This is a genomic window from Amycolatopsis mongoliensis, assembly GCF_030285665.1.
GTDB lineage: Bacteria > Actinomycetota > Actinomycetes > Mycobacteriales > Pseudonocardiaceae > Amycolatopsis > Amycolatopsis mongoliensis.
Genome location: NZ_CP127295.1, coordinates 1,502,336 through 1,522,158, shown reverse-complemented (window position 1 = coordinate 1,522,158; position 19,823 = coordinate 1,502,336). Strand labels below are relative to the sequence as shown.

17 protein-coding genes and 1 pseudogene are annotated in these 19,823 nt (G+C 69.9%); 12 read left to right on the top strand and 6 right to left on the bottom strand.

Features of this window, described 5'->3' with window-relative positions:
* The first annotated feature begins 53 nt into the window (after positions 1 to 53).
* From QRX60_RS07105 to QRX60_RS07095, 3 genes are read left to right on the top strand one after another with little or no spacing between them, the layout of a single operon-like run.
* Positions 54 to 1,160: an acyl-CoA dehydrogenase family protein gene (locus QRX60_RS07105; protein WP_285999999.1), complete on the top strand. Its 1,107-nt coding sequence runs from the start codon at positions 54 to 56 to the stop codon at positions 1,158 to 1,160.
* A gap of 8 nt (positions 1,161 to 1,168) precedes the next feature.
* A complete protein-coding gene (locus QRX60_RS07100; RefSeq protein WP_285999998.1) occupies positions 1,169 to 2,173 on the top strand; it encodes an NADP-dependent oxidoreductase in 1,005 nt (334 codons plus the stop codon).
* Entirely contained in the window at positions 2,170 to 2,616 is a 447-nt protein-coding gene (locus QRX60_RS07095) for a winged helix-turn-helix transcriptional regulator (RefSeq protein WP_285999997.1), read from the top strand. The genes QRX60_RS07100 and QRX60_RS07095 overlap by 4 nt, the downstream gene beginning before the upstream one ends.
* Here QRX60_RS07095 and QRX60_RS07090 read toward each other — a convergent pair.
* Complete coding sequence (locus QRX60_RS07090; protein WP_285999996.1) at positions 2,613 to 3,851, bottom strand: D-alanyl-D-alanine carboxypeptidase family protein; 1,239 nt, start codon at positions 3,849 to 3,851, stop codon at positions 2,613 to 2,615. The genes QRX60_RS07095 and QRX60_RS07090 overlap by 4 nt on opposite strands.
* A gap of 43 nt (positions 3,852 to 3,894) precedes the next feature.
* Between QRX60_RS07090 and QRX60_RS07085 the strand changes: the two genes are divergently transcribed.
* Both QRX60_RS07085 and QRX60_RS07080 read left to right on the top strand, forming a co-directional pair.
* A complete protein-coding gene (locus tag QRX60_RS07085) occupies positions 3,895 to 4,128 on the top strand; it encodes an SCO4848 family membrane protein (protein WP_285999995.1) in 234 nt (77 codons plus the stop codon).
* A 63-nt stretch (positions 4,129 to 4,191) separates the two neighbouring features.
* Positions 4,192 to 5,589, top strand: coding sequence for a S8 family peptidase (locus tag QRX60_RS07080; protein ID WP_408630213.1), 1,398 nt, complete (start codon positions 4,192 to 4,194; stop codon positions 5,587 to 5,589).
* 76 nt (positions 5,590 to 5,665) lie between these two features.
* On the opposite strand, the gene QRX60_RS07075 is transcribed toward QRX60_RS07080, so the two are convergent.
* From QRX60_RS07075 to sdhC, 5 genes are all read right to left on the bottom strand, one after another.
* On the bottom strand, positions 5,666 to 6,538 hold the full coding sequence (locus QRX60_RS07075; RefSeq protein ID WP_285999993.1) for a hypothetical protein: 873 nt from the start codon (positions 6,536 to 6,538) through the stop codon (positions 5,666 to 5,668).
* Positions 6,539 to 6,793: 255 nt separating this feature from the next.
* The gene (locus tag QRX60_RS07070) at positions 6,794 to 7,564 is read right to left on the bottom strand and encodes a succinate dehydrogenase iron-sulfur subunit (protein WP_285999992.1); all 771 of its coding nucleotides are present in this window, start codon (positions 7,562 to 7,564) and stop codon (positions 6,794 to 6,796) included.
* Positions 7,564 to 9,318 carry a succinate dehydrogenase flavoprotein subunit gene (sdhA, locus tag QRX60_RS07065; protein WP_285999991.1) on the bottom strand — a complete coding sequence of 585 codons (1,755 nt, stop codon included), beginning with the start codon at positions 9,316 to 9,318 and terminating at the stop codon, positions 7,564 to 7,566. Before sdhA ends, QRX60_RS07070 begins: the two co-directional genes overlap by 1 nt.
* A 19-nt stretch (positions 9,319 to 9,337) precedes the next feature.
* Positions 9,338 to 9,751 carry a succinate dehydrogenase hydrophobic membrane anchor subunit gene (locus tag QRX60_RS07060; protein ID WP_285999990.1) on the bottom strand — a complete coding sequence of 138 codons (414 nt, stop codon included), beginning with the start codon at positions 9,749 to 9,751 and terminating at the stop codon, positions 9,338 to 9,340.
* Position 9,752: 1 nt separating this feature from the next.
* On the bottom strand, positions 9,753 to 10,196 hold the full coding sequence (gene sdhC / locus QRX60_RS07055) for a succinate dehydrogenase, cytochrome b556 subunit (RefSeq protein WP_103353015.1): 444 nt from the start codon (positions 10,194 to 10,196) through the stop codon (positions 9,753 to 9,755).
* Between the two features lie 497 nt (positions 10,197 to 10,693).
* Here sdhC and QRX60_RS07050 point away from each other — a divergent pair.
* From QRX60_RS07050 to QRX60_RS07015, 7 genes and pseudogenes are all read left to right on the top strand, one after another.
* Positions 10,694 to 12,576: pseudogene (locus QRX60_RS07050) on the top strand (NPCBM/NEW2 domain-containing protein).
* A gap of 321 nt (positions 12,577 to 12,897) precedes the next feature.
* Positions 12,898 to 14,040 (top strand): BMP family lipoprotein, encoded by a 1,143-nt coding sequence (locus QRX60_RS07040; RefSeq protein WP_285999989.1) that lies wholly within the window; start codon positions 12,898 to 12,900, stop codon positions 14,038 to 14,040.
* A gap of 80 nt (positions 14,041 to 14,120) precedes the next feature.
* On the top strand, positions 14,121 to 15,692 hold the full coding sequence (locus tag QRX60_RS07035) for an ABC transporter ATP-binding protein (protein WP_285999988.1): 1,572 nt from the start codon (positions 14,121 to 14,123) through the stop codon (positions 15,690 to 15,692).
* A complete protein-coding gene (locus QRX60_RS07030) occupies positions 15,689 to 16,786 on the top strand; it encodes an ABC transporter permease (protein WP_285999987.1) in 1,098 nt (365 codons plus the stop codon). The genes QRX60_RS07035 and QRX60_RS07030 overlap by 4 nt, the downstream gene beginning before the upstream one ends.
* Positions 16,786 to 18,063: an ABC transporter permease gene (locus QRX60_RS07025; RefSeq protein WP_285999986.1), complete on the top strand. Its 1,278-nt coding sequence runs from the start codon at positions 16,786 to 16,788 to the stop codon at positions 18,061 to 18,063. The genes QRX60_RS07030 and QRX60_RS07025 overlap by 1 nt, the downstream gene beginning before the upstream one ends.
* Entirely contained in the window at positions 18,063 to 18,455 is a 393-nt protein-coding gene (locus tag QRX60_RS07020; protein WP_285999985.1) for a cytidine deaminase, read from the top strand. Before QRX60_RS07025 ends, QRX60_RS07020 begins: the two co-directional genes overlap by 1 nt.
* Positions 18,452 to 19,735 (top strand): thymidine phosphorylase, encoded by a 1,284-nt coding sequence (locus QRX60_RS07015; RefSeq protein ID WP_285999984.1) that lies wholly within the window; start codon positions 18,452 to 18,454, stop codon positions 19,733 to 19,735. Before QRX60_RS07020 ends, QRX60_RS07015 begins: the two co-directional genes overlap by 4 nt.
* Positions 19,736 to 19,823 lie beyond the last annotated feature (88 nt).

Sequence of the window (19,823 nt, the reverse complement as noted above, 5' to 3'; positions counted from 1 at the left end):
TGGGCTGGGCAGTAAAGAAACTGAACCGGTAAGAAATGTGAACCGGAGGTTTCATGCTGGACGCCGCCCGTGAATGCGCCGCGCTCGCCCGGACGCTCGCGCCCGTCACCGAACGGCAGCGCGCCCTGCCCGCCGAGCTCGTCGCCGAGCTGACCGGCGCCCAGCTCCTGCGCAGCGGTGTCCCCGGATACCTGGGCGGCCCCGAAGCGCCGCCCGCGCTCAGCCTCGAAACCGCCGAGACGGTCGCGCGCGGCGACGCCTCGGCCGGCTGGTGCGTCTCGATCGCCGTGACGAGCAGCCTGCTCTCGGCCTACGCCCCGCGGAAGTGCGCCGAGGAGGTCTTCGGCGACCCTCGAACCGTCGCCGCGGGCGTCTGGGCGCCGCGCGGAACCGGTGAGAAGGTCGACGGCGGTTACGTCGTCTCCGGCCGCTGGGCGTTCTGCAGCGGTATCCCGCACTGCGACTGGCTCTTCGCCGGGTTCGTGCACCGGAAGGAGCTGTACGTCGCCGCGTTGCCGAAGGCCGAGATCGAGGTGCTCGACACCTGGCACACCAACGGCCTGCGCGGCACCGGCAGCCACGACTGTGTCGCCGACGAACTCTTCGTCCCCGAGCACCGCGTCTTCTCGGTCATGGGCGGCCCGCCCGCGGACGCCGTCGCGCTGCACCGCTTCCCGCTCTTCGGCTTCTTCGCGTTGTCGGTCGCCGCGGCGGCGCTCGGCAACGCGCGCGGCGCGATCGACGACCTCGTCGAGCTCGCCTCGACGCGGAAACCCCTCGGCTCCAGCCGGTCGCTGGCCGAGCGGTCGGCGACGCAGGCCGCCGTCGCGGAAGCCGAAGCCGCCCTGCGCGCGGCGCGGCTGCTCTTCTACACCAGCATCGACGACGCCTGGCAGGCCGCGCAGGGCACCGAACCCGTGCCGGACGCGCTCAAGCTGGGCCTGCGCCTGGCCGCCACGCACGTCACGCGCACCGCCGCGAAGGTCGCCGAAAGCATGTACGACCTGGGCGGCGGCGCGGCGATCTACGAGACTTCGCCGCTGCAGCGCCGCTTCCGCGACGCCCACACGGCGACCGCCCACTTCCAGGTCAACCCGGCCAGCTTCGAGCTGTCCGGCAAGCTGCTACTGGGTGTCCCCGCCCGCACCGAACAGCTCTGAGGAGTCCCGTGCCCGTCAACGCCCAGTACCGCCTCGCCGCCCGCCCGGCCGCCGGGCTGCCGAAGGACACCGACTGGCAGTACACCGAGGAAGCCGTCCCGGCGCCCGGCGAGGGGGAGTTCCTGGTCGAGGTCCGGTACCTGTCGCTGGACCCCGCGATGCGCACGTGGATGAACGCCGGCCGGTCGTACGTGCCGCCGGTGGGGATCGGCGAAGTCATGCGCGCGGCCGGGATCGCCCGCGTCGTCGAGTCGCGCCACCCCGCCTTCAAGGCCGGCCAGGACGTCTTCGGCACCTTCGGTGTCCAGAACTACGCCGTTTCGGACGGCAAGGGCGTCACGATCGTCGACACGGCGGTCGCGCCGGCGCCGACGTTCCTCGGCACGCTGGGGATCAGCGGGATCACCGCGTACTTCGGGCTGTTCGACGTCGGCCGTCCCGAGCCGGGCCAGACCGTCGTGGTGTCCGCCGCGGCCGGTTCGGTCGGGATCGTCGCGGGCCAGCTCGCGAAGATCCACGGCTGCCGCGTGGTCGGCATCGCCGGCGGGCCGGAGAAGTGCCGGATGCTCGTCGAGGAGTACGGCTTCGACGCCGCCGTCGACCACCGCGCCGGGAACGTCCGCGCGGACCTCAAGGAGCACGTGCCCGACGGGATCGACGTCTTCTTCGACAACGTCGGCGGCGAAGTCCTCGAAGCGGGCCTCGCTCGGCTCGCGCGCGGTGCGCGGGTCGTCCTCAGCGGCGCGGTTTCCCAGTACACCAGCACCGAAGGGCCGCGCGGCCCGGCCAACTACATGCAGCTGCTGGTGCGGCGCGCGTCGATGACCGGGTTCGTCGTCTTCGACTACACCGACCGGTTCCCCGAGGCGATCGAAGCACTGGCGGGGTGGCTGCGCGAAGGCGTGCTGAAGTCGCGCGAAGACGTCGTCGTGGGCGGGATCGCGAAGTTCCCGGAAACGCTGCTCAAGCTCTTCCGCGGCGAGAACACCGGCAAGCTGGTGCTGGCGCTGTGAGCGACCTGACCCACCGCTTCACCGCGGACTCGGTCGGGCGCGCGCTCGACCTCGTCGGCGAGCGGTGGAGCCTGCTCATCCTGCGCGAGACGTTCTTCGGCGTGCGGCGCTACGGCGAGTTCGCGCGCAACCTGTCGATCCCGCGCCCGACGTTGTCCGCCCGGCTGAAGACCCTCGTCGAGGCGGGCGTGCTGGCGCGCGTCGAAGAAGTGCCGGATCGCCCCGAATACCACCTCACGCAGGCCGGGCGGGACCTCTTCGGCGCGGTCGTCACGCTCATGCAGTGGGGTGACAAGCACCTCGCCGGCCCGGAAGGACCGCCGATCCTGTTGCGGCACAACGACTGTGGCGAGGTCTCCGAGACCTACGTCGCGTGTGGACACTGCGGCGGCGCGATCGCCACCGACCGGGTGACCCCGGAGCCCGGCCCCGGATACCGCTAGTTCGCGGCCTTCCTGCGCTGGTGCCCGACCACGAACCCGCCGACGATGATCAGGAACACCACCAGCGTGATGATCCAGCCGGTGACGCCGAACGGGTCCTCCTTGGCCGCCGCGGCCGTGGACGTCCCGCTGCTGACGCTGCCGTCGGGGAGCACGGTCGGCGTGCTGCCCGTCTCGGTCGCCACCGGGGCCTGGTAGCTGATCTGGCCGACCGGCACGGCGCGGTCGGCCTCCAGCGCGAAGCCGTAGTCGAGCAGCTTCGCCGCCTGGTCGACGACCTTCGTCGGCTTCTGCTCGGCGCGCAGCAGGACGACCGCGAGCCGCTTGCCCTTCTGCTGCGCCGCGCCGACGTAGGTGTGGCGGGCGTCGTCGGTGAAGCCGGTCTTGCCGCCGAGGAAGCCGGGGTAGACGCCGAGCAGCTTGTTGTCGTTGTAGACCGGGATGGCCGGCTTGCCGCCGGTCGCCGGGATCTCGAAGTTCTTCGTCGCGACGGCCTTCGCGAACTCGGGCTGCTTCATCGCGTAGTGGAAGATCAGGCTCAGGTCGTAGGCCGAGGTCGACATGCCCGGCCCGTCGAGCCCCGACGGCGTGGCGGCGCGTGTGTCGTGCGCGCCGATGCGGGCCGCCAGCGCGTTCATCTTGGTCACCGCGGCGTCGACCCCGCCGAGCGCCGTGGCGAACGCGTGCGCGACGTCGTTGCCCGAGTGCATCAGCAGGCCGTGCAGCAGCTGGTCGACGGTGTACTGACCGCCGGCGACGAGCCCGACGCAGGTGCACTCCTGCTCGGCGTCCTCCTTCGTCGCGACGATGACCTGCTGCGGGCTCAACTGGGTGACCACGACGAGCGCGAGCAGCGTCTTGATCAGCGACGCGGGCCGCTCGCGGGCGTGCGGGTCCTTGGCCGCGATGACCGCGCCGGTGTCGAGGTCCTGCACCACCCACGACGCCGCGGTGGTGCCGTCCGGCGGGTTGAGCGCGCCGTCCGGGGTGACCAGGCCGCACTCGGCCATCCGCGGGCCGCCGGCCGGGACGGCGGGCACGGCCAGCGGGGGCGGGGCCTGCTTGCCGGGCGCGGGCCTCTCCGACGTGTCGACGGGGGCGGGCGGGGCCTGGCGGTTCGCGCACTGGCCCTGCTGCGGCGCCGCGGCCGCGAGGGCCGGGCTGCTCAGGGCCAGGAGGGCGGCGGCGAGCGTCGTCGTGAGGACCTTGAGCGACCGGGAGACAGCGGAGTGCACCCACGCAATCTAGCGCCGAGGCGCGGGTCGCATACTCAGGGGCATGCGCATTTCGCGAGGCACCTCGCTGTTCCTGCTGGCCTTCGGTGTGTGGTCGTGGATCATCTGGATCACCTTCGCCAAGAACCTGTGGGACAGCGACCGGTCCTGGACGCCCGACGGCTCGCCGACCGCGTACTTCGTGGTGCACGCGGTGCTGACGGTCGTGTCGTTCGTGCTCGGGACGATCATCGGCGTGCTGGGCTGGCGCGGGGTGCGTTCGCGGGTCTCCTCCTGACTTTGGTCGGTGGCGCGGTCTCCGGGGCCGGTTTAGGTTGACGCCACTGACTCTGGAGGTGGAATGTCCCGTTTACGCCGAATGGCGGCTCCGCTCGTGCTGGCCGTCGGGGGCGGCCTGTTCGCCGCGGCGCCCGCCGCCGAGGCCGCGCCGGTCGCCTGTGACACGACGAGCACGCCGTACACCTACGTCGTGACCTACCAGCCCGGCACGCGCGCTTCGGCGGTCGACAAGGAGCTGGCGGCCAAGTGCGGCACGAAGGTGGCGTACTACGGCGAGATCGGCGTCGCGATCGCCAGTTCGCGCAACGCGGACTTCCAGCAGAAGATCGGCGTCTACCGGGCGTATTCGGGCGGAAAGGACGTGGCCTCTTCTTCGGGGGCCGCGGCTCGCTCCTTGGGCGCTGTGCGGACGTTGGAGGACACGCGCTCGACGGCCGCGGCGGGCGACCTGTCGGCGCAGCAGTGGGACATGAAGGCGATCCACGCGCCGGAGGCGAACAAGAAGTACCAGGGCAGCCGCGCGGTGACGGTCGGCGTGCTCGACTCGGGCATCGACGCGACGCACCCGGCCCTTCACGCCGCCGTTTCGCCCTCGGAATCGGCGGGCTGCACCACGGGGGCGGCGGACACCTCACCGGCGTCGTGGGCCCCGACGACGTCCGACCACGGAACGCACGTGGCGGGCACGATCGCGGGCAAGGACCCGGCGGCGGGCTTCACAGGCATCGCACCGGGCGTGAAGCTGGCGTCGGTGAAGGTGGTCAACGACGACGGCTACATCTTCCCGGAGTCGGCGGTCTGCGGGTTCGTGTGGGCGGCGAAGCACGGCTTCCCGGTGACGAACAACAGCTACTACATCGACCCGGGCATGTTCTTCTGCTCCCGCGAACCGGGCGACGCTGCTGCTTTTGAGGCTGTCCGCCGCGCGATCGAGTTCTCGACGCGTCACGGGGTCCTGAACGTCTCGGCGGCGGGCAACTCGGGCTTCGACACGACTTCTCAGACGACAGATCCGAATCGTCCGCACCCGGTGGACAAGTCGTGCGGCATCTTGCCGAAGGCGATCGACGGGGTCGTGACGGTGTCGTCGGTGGGCTACGGGGGCACGAAGTCGTCGTTCAGCAACTACGGCGAGATCGACGTGACGGCACCGGGCGGCGACTTCTCGCAGCTGCCGCCTGCGGGCGAGGGCCCGTCGTGCCCGCTGTCGACGACGGTGTTCGGCGGTCTGTACGGCTCGAAGTGCGGGACATCGATGGCTTCGCCGCACGCGGCGGGGGTTGCCGCTTTGCTGGCGTCTCGCTTCCGCGGGCTGCCGCCGCAGCTGCTGGCCCGGGTGCTGACGGGCGAGGCGGACCCGGTGAAGTGCGCGTCGGCGGAGACGGAGTGCACGGGGCCGGCGAAGAACAACTCGTACTACGGCCACGGCCTGGTCAACGCCCTGGACGCGGTGCGCTGAGTCCTACCGCAGTTTCAAAGCCGTGAATGTCGCATTGAGGGACTTAGAGTCCCTCAATGCGACATTCACGGCTTTTTCAGGCCGCCTGCCGGGGGAGGAAGACGGGCGGGCGTGGGCGAGCTGCCGCCGCTCTGTAGGCGGCTTCCAGCTCTGCCAGGACTCCACCGGGGTCGTCTCGCAAGCGCGATGGAAGCGTCGGAACCACCGAGATCCCAGCTGCTGCGTACCGGCTGTTCCGCCGCAATGTGCGGGCGTAACCGTCGCGGGAAAAGTGGAAGTCGACGGAGTCGATTTCCCAAGCCAGAGCGACATCGTCCCACCATCCGTCCGGCCGGCCGATGTAGGTGCCGGCCGCGTCGTGGACCTCAGGATTCCAATGGGACGGTGGGATCGCCAGCCGTCTGCTGAGCTCTTTGGCCCGGGCTTCGGCGACGGACCGAAGGTCCAGCCACTCGGCCAGAAGCCTTCGGGGTAACGCAGTGCCGCGCTTGGTGCCTCTGTCCAGTTCGGCGTTGATCGCACCCGGCGAACATCGCCCGCGCTGGAGCGCTTCCACCAGAAGCTCGCCGACCGGCTCCTCGGTGCGCATCCGGCGGGCCGCGTCGGTGACCGCTCGGACCAGGGGTGCCAGCGGAATGCCTTCACGCAGGTGCGGAGCCGGCAGCCGCCAGGTCCGTTCGACGGTCAAGAATTCGGTGCTCGTTGCCTTGTGCTGCTGGGGAATCAGCAGATGCACGTCACGGGCGGGAAACACAGCGGGCACTCGCAGCCCGTACTGCCGGCACGCCGCTGCTCCGGTGACCATGGACTTCGGCCCGGCGTACACCAGGGCGCCCAGGAGCTGCTCGCGGGTCGTCGGTGTGGTGTTGTGCAGCACGATGATTCCCGGAAGCAGGCGTTGCCAAGGACCACCGGGCAGGCACCTTCGGTAGATGACTTTGCTGCTCATGCCCAAGGACTCCAGCGTGAGTGCCCTGATCACACCTTCCCGGCTTCGTTCCCTGAGCAGTTCGGGGTGCTCGGCCCATCTCCCTCGCCTCGGCATTGTTCGATCGTGCGTTGCGTCCGCACGTCCGTGCCAGCGCTAATCGACCAGCCTGTGGATAACCCACCCCATGTGGATAACTCAGAAGGCCGTGAATGTCGCATTGAGAGACTCTAAGTCTCTCAATGCGACATTCACGGCCTTGAACTGAGGCAAGTGTCAGACGCGCTTGAAGAGCAGGGCTCGCTTCACTTCCTGGATCGCCTTCGTCACCTGGATCCCGCGGGGACAAGCGTCCGTGCAGTTGAACGTCGTGCGGCAGCGCCACACGCCCTCGCCGTCGTTCAGGATGTCCAGGCGCTCCTCGGCCCCCTCGTCGCGGGAGTCGAAGATGAACCGGTGCGCGTTCACGATCGCCGCCGGGCCGAAGTACGACCCGTCGTTCCAGTACACCGGGCACGACGACGTGCAACACGCGCAAAGGATGCACTTCGTCGTGTCGTCGAACCGGTCCCGGTCGGCCTGGGACTGGAGACGCTCGCGGGTGGGCTCGGGACTGTAGTTGATCAGGTACGGCTTGATCGCCCGGTACGCCTCGAAGAACGGGTCCATGTCGACGTAGAGGTCCTTCAACGTCGTCAGGCCCTTGATCGGGGCGATCGTGATCGTGGTCTTCTTGCCGTCCTTCTCGAGCAGGTCCTTCATCAGGACCTTGCACGCCAGCCGGTTGATGCCGTTGATCTGCATCGCGTCGGACCCGCACACGCCGTGGGCGCACGAACGGCGGAACGAGAACGTGCCGTCGATGTAGTCCTTGACGTAGAACAGCAGGTTCAGCAGCCGGTCGGTGCGCTGCGCCGGGACGTCGTAGGACTCCCAGTGCGGCTCGGTGTCGACCTCCGGGTTGAACCGCAGGATCTTCAGCGTGACCGTGATCGGGGTGTGCTCGTCGGAAGCAGCGACAGCCGGATCGGCAGTAGCGGTGGTCATCAGTACTTCCGCTCCATCGGTTCGTAGCGGGTGAAGGTCACGGGCTTGTAGTCGAGCCGGATGTCCGAGGACAGCCCGGTGCCCTGCTTGTAGGCCATGGTGTGCCGCATGAAGTTCGTGTCGTCGCGGGTCGGGTAGTCCTCGCGCGCGTGGCCGCCGCGGGACTCCTTGCGCGCGATCGCGCCCACGACCAGCACCTCGGCCAGCTCCAGCAGGAAGCCCAGCTCGACGGCCTCGAGCAGGTCGGTGTTGTACCGCTTGCCCTTGTCCGCCACCGTGATCCGCTGGTACCGCGCCTTCAGCGCCTGGATGTCGGTCAGCGCCTGCTTCAGCGTGTCCTCGGTCCGGTACACCGACGCGTGCGAGTCCATCGTCTGCTGCATTTCCTTGCGGATGTCGGCGACGCGCTCGTCACCGTGCTCCGACAGCAGGCCCGACAGCTGCTCCTCGACCAGCGCGGTCGGGTTCTCCGGCAGCTCGACGTGCTCGTGCGCCAGCGCGTACTCCGCCGCGGCGATGCCGGCGCGGCGGCCGAACACGTTGATGTCCAGCAGCGAGTTCGTGCCCAGGCGGTTCGAGCCGTGCACGGACACGCACGCGACCTCGCCCGCGGCGTACAGGCCGGGGATGACGTTCTCGTTGTCCCGCAGCGCTTCGCCGTGGACGTTGGTCGGGATGCCGCCCATCACGTAGTGGCAGGTCGGGAACACCGGCACCGGCTCCTTCACCGGGTCGACGCCCAGGTAGGTGCGGGAGAACTCGGTGATGTCCGGCAGCTTGGTCTCGAGGACCTCGACCGGCAGGTGCGTGACGTCGAGGACGACGTAGTCCTTGTTCGGGCCGCAGCCGCGGCCCTGCAGCACTTCCTGCACCATCGAGCGCGCCACGATGTCGCGCGGCGCGAGGTCCTTGATGGTGGGGGCGTAGCGCTCCATGAACCGCTCGCCGGACGCGTTGCGCAGGATCCCGCCCTCGCCGCGGACGGCTTCGGAGATCAGGATGCCCAGGCCCGCGAGGCCGGTCGGGTGGAACTGGAAGAACTCCATGTCCTCCAGCGGCAGGCCCTTGCGGAAGATGATGCCGAGGCCGTCACCGGTGAGGGTGTGCGCGTTCGACGTCGTCTTGAAGATCTTGCCCGCGCCGCCGGTGGCGAACACGATCGACTTCGCCTGGAAGACGTGCAACTCGCCGGTGGCCAGCTCGTAGGCGACGACGCCGGAGGCGACCGGGTTGCCGTTGTCGTCCTCCGACAGGATCAGGTCGAGCACGTAGAACTCGTTGAAGAACTCCGTGCCGTACTTGACGCAGTTCTGGTACAGCGTCTGCAGGATCATGTGGCCGGTGCGGTCCGCGGCGTAGCAGGCGCGGCGCACCGCGGCCTTGCCGTGGTCACGCGTGTGGCCGCCGAACCGGCGCTGGTCGATCTTGCCCTCGGGCGTGCGGTTGAACGGCAGGCCCATCTTCTCCAGGTCGAGCACCGCGTCGATGGCCTCCTTGGCCATGATCTCCGCGGCGTCCTGGTCGACGAGGTAGTCGCCGCCCTTGACCGTGTCGAAGGTGTGCCACTCCCAGTTGTCCTCTTCGACGTTCGCCAGCGCGGCGCACATGCCGCCCTGGGCCGCGCCGGTGTGGGACCGGGTCGGGTACAGCTTGGTGAGGACCGCGGTGCGGGTGCGCTGGCCGGACTCGATGGCCGCGCGCATCCCGGCGCCGCCGGCGCCGACGATCACCACGTCGTACTTGTGGAACTGCATGGGAAAAGTCTCCGTGGCTTCAGTTCGCGGGCATGTTCGGGTCGAAGGTGAAGATCACCATCGTGCCGACGGCCAGGATCAGCGCCATGGACACGTAGAGCAGGATCTTCAGCCAGAACCGCGTGCTGTCCTTGCGCGCGTAGTCGTCGATGATGGTGCGCAGCCCGTTGCCGCCGTGGATCTCGGCCAGCCAGAGCATGGCCAGGTCCCAGAACTGCCAGAACGGCGAGGCCCAGCGGCCGGCGACGAAGCCCCAGTTGATCCGGTGCACACCGCCGTCGAGGATGTTCATGATCAGCAGGTGACCGAGCACCAGGATGATCAGGGCGAGGCCGGAGATCCGCATGAACAGCCAGCTGTAGAGCTCGAAGTTGCTCCGGCGGGCGGCGGGACGCTTCGGCGCGCGGGGGTTCGCGAAGGCGAGGTCGGCCATGTCAGTTACCCCCGAAGAGCGTTTCGACGGTGCGCTTCAGCATGAAGAACGCACCGGGGACCATCACGACGACCCAGACCACGCCGATCACCCAGAGCATGGCCTTCTGCAGCTTCGGGCCCTTCGACCAGAAGTCGACCAGCATGACGCGGATGCCGTTGAGGGCGTGGAACAGCACCGCGCCGACCAGGCCGACCTCCAGGAGGTTGACGATCGGGGTCTTGTAGGTCTCGATGACCTGGTCGTAGGTGTTCGGCGACACGCGCACCAGCGCGGTGTCGAGCACGTGCACGAACAGGAAGAAGAATGTGAGCACGCCGGTGATGCGGTGCAGCACCCAGGACCACATGCCGGGGTCGCCCCGGTAGAAGGTCCCCTGCCGGCGTGAGGCACCCGCCCGATCGCTCGCCCCTGCCGCTGTGGCAGTGCTCGCCGTGGTGGACATCGGTGAACGGCCTCCAACGTCTGACTGTGCGCCCGGTGGCCGGTGAGGTCCGCAGTCGCGCCGGAACGGCCGGACTTGCCGAGATCAACGTCATCGAGCCTGGATGAATCGGATGCTAGACCCGCACCCGGCACGCGGCTCACCTCCGGGTTCCCCTCTGTGATGGACCAGACACCGGTACTGCTGTGCCGCCACCCGGCGGTGTGGCGCAGCGCACTCGGCCGTGCGGCGTCGCGACCCGTCGTGATCACCGGAGATCTGATCTCTTCGCCATCTGATATCTGGTGCACTAGACCAGAAGACTGGTGTATCCGGTTTGTTGTTGACCAACCGTCGGCTCGTTCCTACTGTCGCTGCCGCATACATCGGATCTCTCACGATGGGGTGACGTTCTGGTGAGACGACTCGTCCTGGTGATCGCCGTCGCGGCACTGCTTCCCGTGGCGGTGGTCACGCCCGCCGGGGCAGTGCCGGACGGACTGGCGCTCACCCCGCCGATGGGCTTCGACAACTGGAACACCACCGGCTGCGCGGTCGACGAGCGGATCATCCGCGACACCGCCGACATCTTCGTCGCCCAGGGCCTGAAAGCCGCCGGCTACCAGTACGTCGACGACTGCTGGGCCGAGCCGGTGCGCGACGCCGAAGGCCGGATGCAGGCGAACAAGACGCGGTTCCCGAACGGGATCAAGGCGCTGGCCGACTACGTCCACTCGAAGGGCCTCAAGTTCGGCATCTACACCAGTGCGGGCACGCTGACCTGCGCGAAGACCCAGCCCGGCGCGCTCGACCACGAGGACGCCGACGCGCGGACGTTCGCGGACTGGGGCGTCGACTACCTCAAGTACGACAACTGCAACAACGAGGGAAGGCCCGCGCTCGAGCGCTACCCGAAGATGCGCGACGCGCTGGCGAAGACCGGTCGCCCGATCGTGTACTCGCTCTGCGAGTGGGGCGAGAACAAGCCGTGGGAGTGGGGCGCGGACGTCGGCCACCTGTGGCGCACGACCGGCGACATCAAGGACAACTGGGCGAAGATGGTCCAGATCCTCAAGGCGAACGCGCCGCTCGCGCCCTACGCCGGGCCGGGCCACTGGAACGATCCCGACGTGCTCGAGGTCGGCAACGGCGGCATGACGACCGAGGAGTACGAGTCCCACTTCTCGCTGTGGGCCATGATGGCCGCCCCGCTGCTCATCGGCGCCGACCTGCGCAAGGTGTCGCCGGCGGACTTCGACGTCCTGCGCAACGCCGAGGTCATCGCCCTCGACCAGGACCGCCGCGGCGTCCAGGCACGCGTGCTGTCCAACCAGGACGGTCACTGGGTCTTCGCCGAGCCCCTGGCGAACGGCGACGTCGCGGTCGCGCTCTTCAACGAGACTTCCGCCGGCGCGACGATCGGCACCACCGGGGCCGCCGTGGGCCTCCCGGCGGCCGCCGGCTACTCCGCCCGCGACCTCTGGGCCCACCGCGACCTCCAGACCGCCGGCCGGATCTCCGCGGTCGTCCGGCCGCACGCGACGGTCGTGTACCGGGTCCACGCGGGCGGTTCCCGGCTGCGGGACGCGCCGCTCGTGAGCACCGGCATCGAACTGGCCGCGCCGGTGCCCGGCGTGCCGGGCGAGATCACGCCCGCCGGGAAGCCGTTCGAGGTCACGGTGTCCGCGGCCGACGAGGCCCGCGTCCCCGTGTTCGACCCTCGCGTCACGCTGACCGCGCCCGCCGGCTGGCGCGTCGAGCAGCGGTCCCGGCCACGGGCGTTCGTGCTCGGCACCGGCGACCAGGCTGCAGCACGCTGGCGGGTCACGCCGCCGGCCGGAACCGAAGTCACGACGGCGGTCCTGCGCGGCGGCGTCACCTACCGCACGATCGGGTTCGGCCAGGTGAGCTGGGCCGGCGACCAGCAGCTGACGGTGCCCGCGGCGCCACCCGCCGGTCCGGCCTGGGCCAGCGACCTGCGCTGGGCGGCGGAGAAGAACGGCTACGGCCCGGTCGAGCGCGACATGTCCAACGGCAGCATCCCGGCGGGCGACGGGAAGCCCCTGACGATCAACGGCGTCGGCTACCCGAAGGCCTCGGCGCCCACGCGCCGAGCGAGGTCGTCCTCTACCTGGGCGGTCGCTGCACGGCGTTCACCGCGGACGTCGGCGTCGACGACGAACGCGAGGCGACGAACAAGCAGGGCTCGGCGACGTTCGAGGTCTACGCGGACGGCGCCCGGGTCGCCGCGACCGGCGTCCGGACGTGGCAGGACCCGGCGGTCCCGCTGACGGCGGGCCTGGGCGGCGCGCAGTACCTGCGGCTGGTGGTCACCGACGGCGGCTACGGCAACTCCTACGACCGCGGCGACTGGGCCGCGGCGCGGCTCACCTGCGCCTGAATGGCCGTCATCTCACAGAGTGACCGCGCTGGCCCACCCTTCGGTCAGTTCGGCACACTGAGTGACACAAAATGGCATTTCGGCCGTCCCTGAGACGCCGAACCCGCCGAAAGTAGGGTCCCGCGCGGCCCGATGATCACGGGCAGTGTCCGGTCCGTTGCGCGCGAGACTGCTGAGTAAACGTTTGTGTTACGTAGCGTGCCGTTCCTATGGCGCATTCCTGTCCGTTGGGTACGGTCTGGCGGTCGACCCGGCAGTGGGCCGGGTCGTGCCCTTGACCATCCGCTGGATCAGCGGGGAGGGAGACACACGTTGCGTCGCATGCGTGGAACCGCGCTGGCCGCCGTGGCCATGGCCGGGGTGCTCACCCTGGCCGGGTGCGCCAAGGACTCGAGCGGTGGTAGCAGCAACAACAGCGCCGCGCCTTCGTCGGGCGGTTCGGACTGCGTCACCGCGCAGAAGCCGCCCGCGGCGCCCGCCGCGTCGAGCAGCACGGCCGCGGCCGGCGGCAAGGTCGACGGCAGCAAGCTGAAGATCGGCCTGGCGTTCGACGTCGGCGGCCGGGGTGACGCGTCGTTCAACGACGCCGCCGCCGCGGGCACCGACAAGGCGAAGTCCGACCTCGGCGTGACGACGGTCAACGAGAGCACCGCGTCCGCCAGCGAGGCCGAGTCGGCCAAGCAGCAGCGCCTCGACCAGATGGCCTCCTCGGGCCTGAACCCGATCATCGCGGTCGGCTTCGCCTACGCGCCGTCGGTCAAGGCCGTCGCCGCCAAGTACCCGAACACCAAGTTCGCGATCGTCGACGACGACTCCATCACGCTCCCGAACGTCACGCCGCTGGTCTTCGCCGAGGAGCAGGGCTCGTTCCTGGCCGGCGTCGCCGCCGCGTACAAGAGCAAGAGCTGCCACATCGGCTTCGTCGGCGGTGTCAACACCCCGCTGATCCAGAAGTTCGAGGCCGGCTTCCTGCAGGGCGCGAAGACGGTTTCGAGCAAGATCAAGATCGAGGACGAGTACCTCACGCCGGCCGGTGACTTCTCCGGGTTCCAGGACCCGCCGAAGGGCAACGCGAAGGCCGCGGCCGAGATCGCCAAGGGCGCGGACGTCATCTACCACGCCGCCGGCGCCTCGGGTAAGGGCGTGTTCGACGCCGCCAAGGCGGGCAACGCGCTGGCCATCGGGGTCGACTCCGACCAGTACAACCAGAAGACCGTCGAGGCCGACAAGGACGTCATCATCACGTCCATGCTCAAGCGCGTCGACGTCGCGGTGTTCGACTACATCACCGCGCTCGCCAAGGGTGACCTGACGACCCTGCCGAAGCGGTTCGACCTCAAGGTCGACGGCGTCGGCTACGCCACCTCCGGCGGCAAGGTCGACGACATCAAGGACGTCCTGGACGGCTACAAGGCCCAGATCATCTCGGGCGCGATCACCGTTTCGGACAAGCCGCAGAAGTAGCGCACAACGTGTGCGGGGCTCGGAGGGCAAGCGCCCTCCGAGCCCTCACGTGTTTTGACAGAGATGGAACTCTCCCGCCCATGAGCACTGCCGAGGCCCCGGCCGAGGCCGTCCCCGACCGGGGCGTGCCCGCCGTCCAGCTGACCGGGATCACCAAACGGTTCCCCGGCGTGGTGGCCAACTCCGACGTCAACCTCACCGTCGCCGCCGGCGAGGTGCACGCCATCTGTGGCGAGAACGGCGCCGGCAAGTCCACCCTGATGAAGATCCTCTACGGCATGCAGCCGCCGGACGAGGGCACGATCGCGATCAACGGCGAAGAGGTGAAGCTGCGCAACCCGCAGGACGCCATCCGCGCCGGGATCGGCATGGTGCACCAGCACTTCATGCTGGCCGACAACCTCACGGTCGGCGAGAACGTGTTCCTCGGCGCCGAGGCCCTGCACGGCATCGGCCGCGCCGCCCGCGCGCGGCTGGCCGAGCTCGCCGAGCGGACCGGGCTGCACGCCGAGCCCGACACGCTGCTCGAAGAGCTGGGCGTCGCCGACCGCCAGCGCGTCGAGATCGTCAAGGTGCTCTACCGCGGGGCGAAGATCATCATCCTGGACGAGCCCACCGCGGTCCTCGTGCCGCAGGAGGTCGACGCGCTCTTCGCGACCGTCCGGGAGATGACGGCCGACGGCTACACCTTCCTCTTCATCTCGCACAAGCTCGACGAGGTCCGCGCGATCGCCGACACCGTCACGGTGATCCGCCGCGGCACCACCGTCGGCACCGCCGACCCGAAGACCATCACCTCCCGCCAGCTCGCGGAGATGATGGTCGGCTCGGAGCTGCCCAGCCCGGAGACCCGCGAGTCCACCGTCACCGACCGCGCCGTGCTGCGGCTGACCGGCCTCACGCTGGGCGCCGAGGGCTCGGACCGGAACGCGCTCGACGACATCACCTTCACCGTGCGCGCGGGCGAGGTGCTCGGCATCGCCGGCGTCGAGGGCAACGGCCAGACCGAGCTCGTCGAGACGATCATGGGCATGCGCAAGCCGTCCGGCGGCACGATCGAGCTGGTCGACGCCGACGGCAAGGCCCGCGACATCACGAAGGCGGGCACGCTGGCGCGGCGCGAAGCCGGCATCGGCTACATCGCCGAGGACCGCACGCGGCACAGCCTGCTGCTCACGCAACCGTTGTGGGTCAACCGGATCCTCGGCTACCAGACCCGCGAACCGGTCTCCAGGGGACAGTTGCTCGACATCGCCGGCGCCCGCGCCGACACCGAGCGGATCGTGCGCGAGTACGACGTCCGCACACCGGGGATCGACGTCCCCGCCGCGGCGCTCTCGGGCGGCAACCAGCAGAAGCTGATCGTCGGGCGGGAGCTGTCCGGCAACCCGGTGCTGCTCATCGCGTCGCACCCCACGCGCGGTGTCGACGTCGGCGCGCAGGCGCTGATCTGGGAGAACATCCGGCAGGCCCGCTCGGCCGGGCTGGCCGTGCTGCTGGTCTCCGCCGACCTGGACGAGCTGATCGGGCTGTCCGACACGATCCAGGTCATGCTGCGCGGGCGGCTCGTCAGCGAGGCCGACCCCGCCACCGTGACCCCGCAGGAACTGGGCTCGGCGATGACCGGCGCCGGGGAGGGTGACGAAGAATGACTTCCTGGCGCACGAAACTGCTGCCGCCGCTGCTGGCGATCGTCTTCGCCGTCCTGCTTTCGGCGATCGCGCTGATCATCTCCGGTGCCGACCCGCTGAACGCGTACGGCACGATGATCGGCCAGATGTTCAAGGGCTCCACCGCGGTCGACACGGTGAACCTGGCGACGGTCTACTACCTGTCCGGGCTCGCGGTGGCCGTCGGCTTCCAGATGAACCTGTTCAACATCGGTGTCGAAGGCCAGTACCGCTTCGCCGCCGTCGTCGCGGCCATCGCCGGCGGCGCGATGAAGCTGCCACCGGTCATCCACGTGCTGGCGATCCTGGTGGTCGCGGTCGCGGCGGGCATGGCCTACGCCGCGGTCCCGGCGATCCTCAAGGTCACCCGCGGGGTCAGCGAGGTCATCTCGACGATCATGCTCAACGCGATCGTCGCCGGGATCATCGCGTTCCTCATCAACGCCGACCAGTTCGGCGTGCAGACCGGCAACAACATCGGCACCCGCGTGATCGAGCCCTCGGGCCGGATCCCGGGCATCCCGCTCGGCTCGGGCACGCTGTTCGGGTTCGTGTTCATCGCCGCGATCATCGGCGGGGCCTACTGGTTCATGCTCAACCGCACGCGCTTCGGCTTCGAGCTCAAGGCGTCCGGCGAGTCCACCACGGCCGCGGCCGCGGGCGGTGTCAGCGCCAAGAAGATGACGCTGATCGCGATGCTGCTCTCCGGTGGCGTCGCCGGCCTGGTCGCGATGCCCGAGCTGCTCGGCCGCGACTTCAGCTACGGCATCACCGCGACCCAGATGTACGGCTTCACCGGCATCGCCGTCGCGCTGCTCGGCCGCAACCACCCCGGCGGCATCGCGCTCGGCGCGCTGCTGTGGGCGTTCCTCGACACCTCCGCGGTGTCGCTGGAGCAGATCAACGTGTCCAAGGAGATCGCGACGATCATGCAGGGCATCATCGTGCTGTCGGTCGTCGTGGCGTACGAGGTCGTGCGCCGGGCCGACCTGCGCTCGCAGCAACACCGCGTCGGCCGGGCGCTCGGCACCAACGGCCGCAAGGGTGCCTCGATCGCGGAAGGGGGTGCGGTCTGATGGTCGTCACCGACGTTTCCCGGCCCGACGCGGGCAGCCCCGGCACGATGCCGGTGCGCCGCAAGCGGTCCCGGATCCCCGGCTGGCTCCGCGGGGTCATCTGGGCCGTGATCGCCATCGCCGTCATCTCGACGGCGTCGTACTCCACCGGCGCCGCCGCGCTGACGTCGTCGAACACCGCGTCGACGGCGCTGCGGCTGGCGCTGCCGATCCTGCTGTGCGCGCTCGGCGGCCTCTGGGCCGAACGCGCGGGCGTGGTGAACATCGGCCTCGAGGGCATGATGATCCTCGGGACCTGGGGCGCCGCCTGGGGTTCGTACAACGGCGGGGTGTGGGCCGGCCTGGTGGCCGCGCTGGCCTTCGGCGCGCTGGGCGGGCTGCTGCACGCGGTGGCGACGGTGACGTTCAACGTCAACCACATCGTCTCCGGCGTCGCGATCAACCTGCTCGGCCTCGGCGTCACGAAGTACCTGGCGAACCTGATCTTCGCGCCGGTCTCCGGCAACCCGCGGCAGTCGCCGGTGGTACCGAAGTTCGACACCTACTCGGCGAGCTTCCTCTCCGACTGGCTCGGCGGCCTGGAGAAGGAGCAGCGCGTCGGGATCTCGGACGTCGCCGGCATCCTGCGCGGCCTGGTCACCGAGGTGGCGCCGCTGACGATGATCGCGATCATCCTGATCCCGCTGAGCTACTACATCCTGTGGCGCACCCGGTTCGGCCTGCGGCTGCGGTCCTGCGGCGAGAACCCGGTGGCCGCGGAGTCGCTCGGCGTGAACGTCTACCTGCACAAGTACGTCGCCGTGGTGATCTCGGGCGCGTTCGCCGGGATGGGTGGCGCGTCGCTGGTGCTGCTGCGCGGCGGCGCGGACTACCTGGAGAACCAGACCAACGGCCGCGGGTACATCGGCCTCGCGGCGATGATCTTCGGCAACTGGCGCCCGGGTGGCCTGCTCGGCGGCGCGGCGCTGTTCGGCTACGCGGACGGTCTCCAGCTCGCCGGCGGCGGCGAAGCGGTGCTCGCGCTGCTGTACGGAGCGGTGATCCTGGTCGGCGTGATCGTCGTCGTCCAGTTGTTCCGCAGGCAGTGGATCGCGGCCGGGCTCGGTGTGGTCGGCGCGGGCGTGCTGTACGCGATCTACTGGTCGAACGACACGCTGCCGTCCGACCTGATCCCGTACACCGCGCACTTCGTGACGCTGATCGTGCTGGCGGTGGCTTCGCAGCGGCTGCGGCCGCCGCAGGCCGACGGCCAGCCGTACCGGCGGGGTGAGGACTGATGACGTCCACTGTGGACTGGGACGCGCTTCGCTCGAAGGCCATCGAAGCGGCTTCTCACGCCTACGCGCCCTATTCGGGGCTGCACGTGGGGGTTGCCGGGATCGTCGACGACGGGCGCGTGGTCACCGGGTGCAACGTCGAGAACGCGTCGTACGGGCTCGGGCTGTGCGCCGAGTGCACGATGGCCGGGCAGCTGCGGCTCTCCGGCGGCGGCCGCCTGGTCGCCGTCGCGTGCCGCAGCGGCGCCGGTGACCTGCTGATGCCGTGCGGGCGCTGCCGGCAGATCCTGTTCGAGCTGGGCGGGTCCGCGTGCCTGGTGGACACGCCCAGCGGCATCCTGCCGATGTCGGACGTGCTGCCCGACGCCTTCGGCCCGGACGACCTGCCGTGAGCGGGTTCGCCGCGGTCGACGTGATCCGCACCAAGCGGGACGGCGGCAGGCTTTCCGACGAGCAGATCGACTGGGTCGTCGACGCGTACACGCGCGGGGAGGTCGCCGAAGAGCAGATGTCGGCGCTGGCGATGGCCATCTTCCTGCGGGGCATGGATTCCGCCGAGATCTCGCGCTGGACCGGCGCGATGATCAACTCGGGCGAGCGGCTGTCCCTCTCGGTGTCGCGGCCGACGGTCGACAAGCACTCGACGGGCGGGGTCGGCGACAAGATCACGCTGCCGCTGGCGCCGCTGGTGGCCGCGTGCGGCGCGGCCGTGCCGCAGCTGTCCGGGCGCGGGCTCGGGCACACGGGGGGCACGCTCGACAAGCTGGAGTCGATCCCCGGCTGGCGGGCTTCGCTGTCCACGGCGGAGATCCAGGCTCAGCTGGAGGACGTCGGCGCGGTGGTCTGCGCGGCGACGTCCGGGCTGGCGCCGGCGGACAAGAAGCTCTACGCGCTGCGGGACGTGACGTCCACCGTGGAGTCGATCCCGCTGATCGCCAGCTCGATCATGAGCAAGAAGATCGCGGAAGGCGCGTCCGGGCTGGTTCTGGACGTGAAGTTCGGGTCGGGCGCGTTCATGAAGACGCTCGACCAGGCGCGTTCGCTGGCCTCGACGTTGACCTCGATCGGGGTCGCGCACGGGGTGCCGACGACGGCGTTGCTGACCGACATGAACGTCCCGCTGGGGCGGGCGGTCGGGAACGCGGTGGAGGTCGCCGAGTCGGTCGAGGTGCTGCGGGGCGGCGGGCCTTCGGACGTCGTTGCCCTCACCGTGGCGCTGGCGCGGGAGATGCTGGCCCTGGCCGGCCTGGACGCGGACCCGGCGGCCGTGCTGGCGTCGGGCGAGGCGTACGAGACGTGGTGCCGGATGATCTCCGCCCAGGGTGGAGACCCTTCGGCGCCGCTGCCGACGCCGTCGCACGTCCACACGGTTCTCGCGCCGGCCTCGGGCGTGCTGGCTTCGCTGGACGCGTACGCGGTGGGCGTCGCGGCGTGGCGGCTGGGTGCGGGGCGGGCCCGCAAGGAGGACCCGGTCCAGGCCGCGGCGGGCGTGCTGTGCCTGGCCAAGCCCGGCGACCCGGTCACGGAGGGTGAGCCGCTGCTGGAGCTGCACACGGACACGCCGGAAGCGGTCCCGGCGGCCTTGGCGGCTCTCGAAGGCGGCTTCACGGTCGCCGGGTCGGCCCCCGCGCCGGGCCCGATCGTCCGGGAGACGATCCGCGGCACGGTGTGATGATCATCGCGAAGATGATCACCCGACTGAGTGACCCTCCCGCATCTTTCTCGGCGAAAGCTCGGCCCGCGGGCCCCCGAAGCGTCAC

Excerpts from the sequence above, each read along its gene's own strand:
- QRX60_RS07035 (WP_285999988.1), top strand. The coding sequence starts at position 14,121 with ATGAGCACTGCCGAGGCCCCGGCCGAGGCCGTCCCCGACCGGGGCGTG.
- sdhA (WP_285999991.1), bottom strand. The coding sequence starts at position 9,318 with ATGCAGTTCCACAAGTACGACGTGGTGATCGTCGGCGCCGGCGGCGCC.
- QRX60_RS07105 (WP_285999999.1), top strand. The coding sequence starts at position 54 with ATGCTGGACGCCGCCCGTGAATGCGCCGCGCTCGCCCGGACGCTCGCG.
- QRX60_RS07025 (WP_285999986.1), top strand. The coding sequence starts at position 16,786 with ATGGTCGTCACCGACGTTTCCCGGCCCGACGCGGGCAGCCCCGGCACG.
- sdhC (WP_103353015.1), bottom strand. The coding sequence starts at position 10,196 with ATGTCCACCACGGCGAGCACTGCCACAGCGGCAGGGGCGAGCGATCGG.
- QRX60_RS07070 (WP_285999992.1), bottom strand. The coding sequence starts at position 7,564 with ATGACCACCGCTACTGCCGATCCGGCTGTCGCTGCTTCCGACGAGCAC.
- QRX60_RS07020 (WP_285999985.1), top strand. The coding sequence starts at position 18,063 with ATGACGTCCACTGTGGACTGGGACGCGCTTCGCTCGAAGGCCATCGAA.
- QRX60_RS07030 (WP_285999987.1), top strand. The coding sequence starts at position 15,689 with ATGACTTCCTGGCGCACGAAACTGCTGCCGCCGCTGCTGGCGATCGTC.
- QRX60_RS07075 (WP_285999993.1), bottom strand. The coding sequence starts at position 6,538 with ATGAGCAGCAAAGTCATCTACCGAAGGTGCCTGCCCGGTGGTCCTTGG.
- QRX60_RS07040 (WP_285999989.1), top strand. The coding sequence starts at position 12,898 with ATGCGTGGAACCGCGCTGGCCGCCGTGGCCATGGCCGGGGTGCTCACC.
- QRX60_RS07060 (WP_285999990.1), bottom strand. The coding sequence starts at position 9,751 with ATGGCCGACCTCGCCTTCGCGAACCCCCGCGCGCCGAAGCGTCCCGCC.
- QRX60_RS07080 (WP_408630213.1), top strand. The coding sequence starts at position 4,192 with ATGTCCCGTTTACGCCGAATGGCGGCTCCGCTCGTGCTGGCCGTCGGG.
- QRX60_RS07085 (WP_285999995.1), top strand. The coding sequence starts at position 3,895 with ATGCGCATTTCGCGAGGCACCTCGCTGTTCCTGCTGGCCTTCGGTGTG.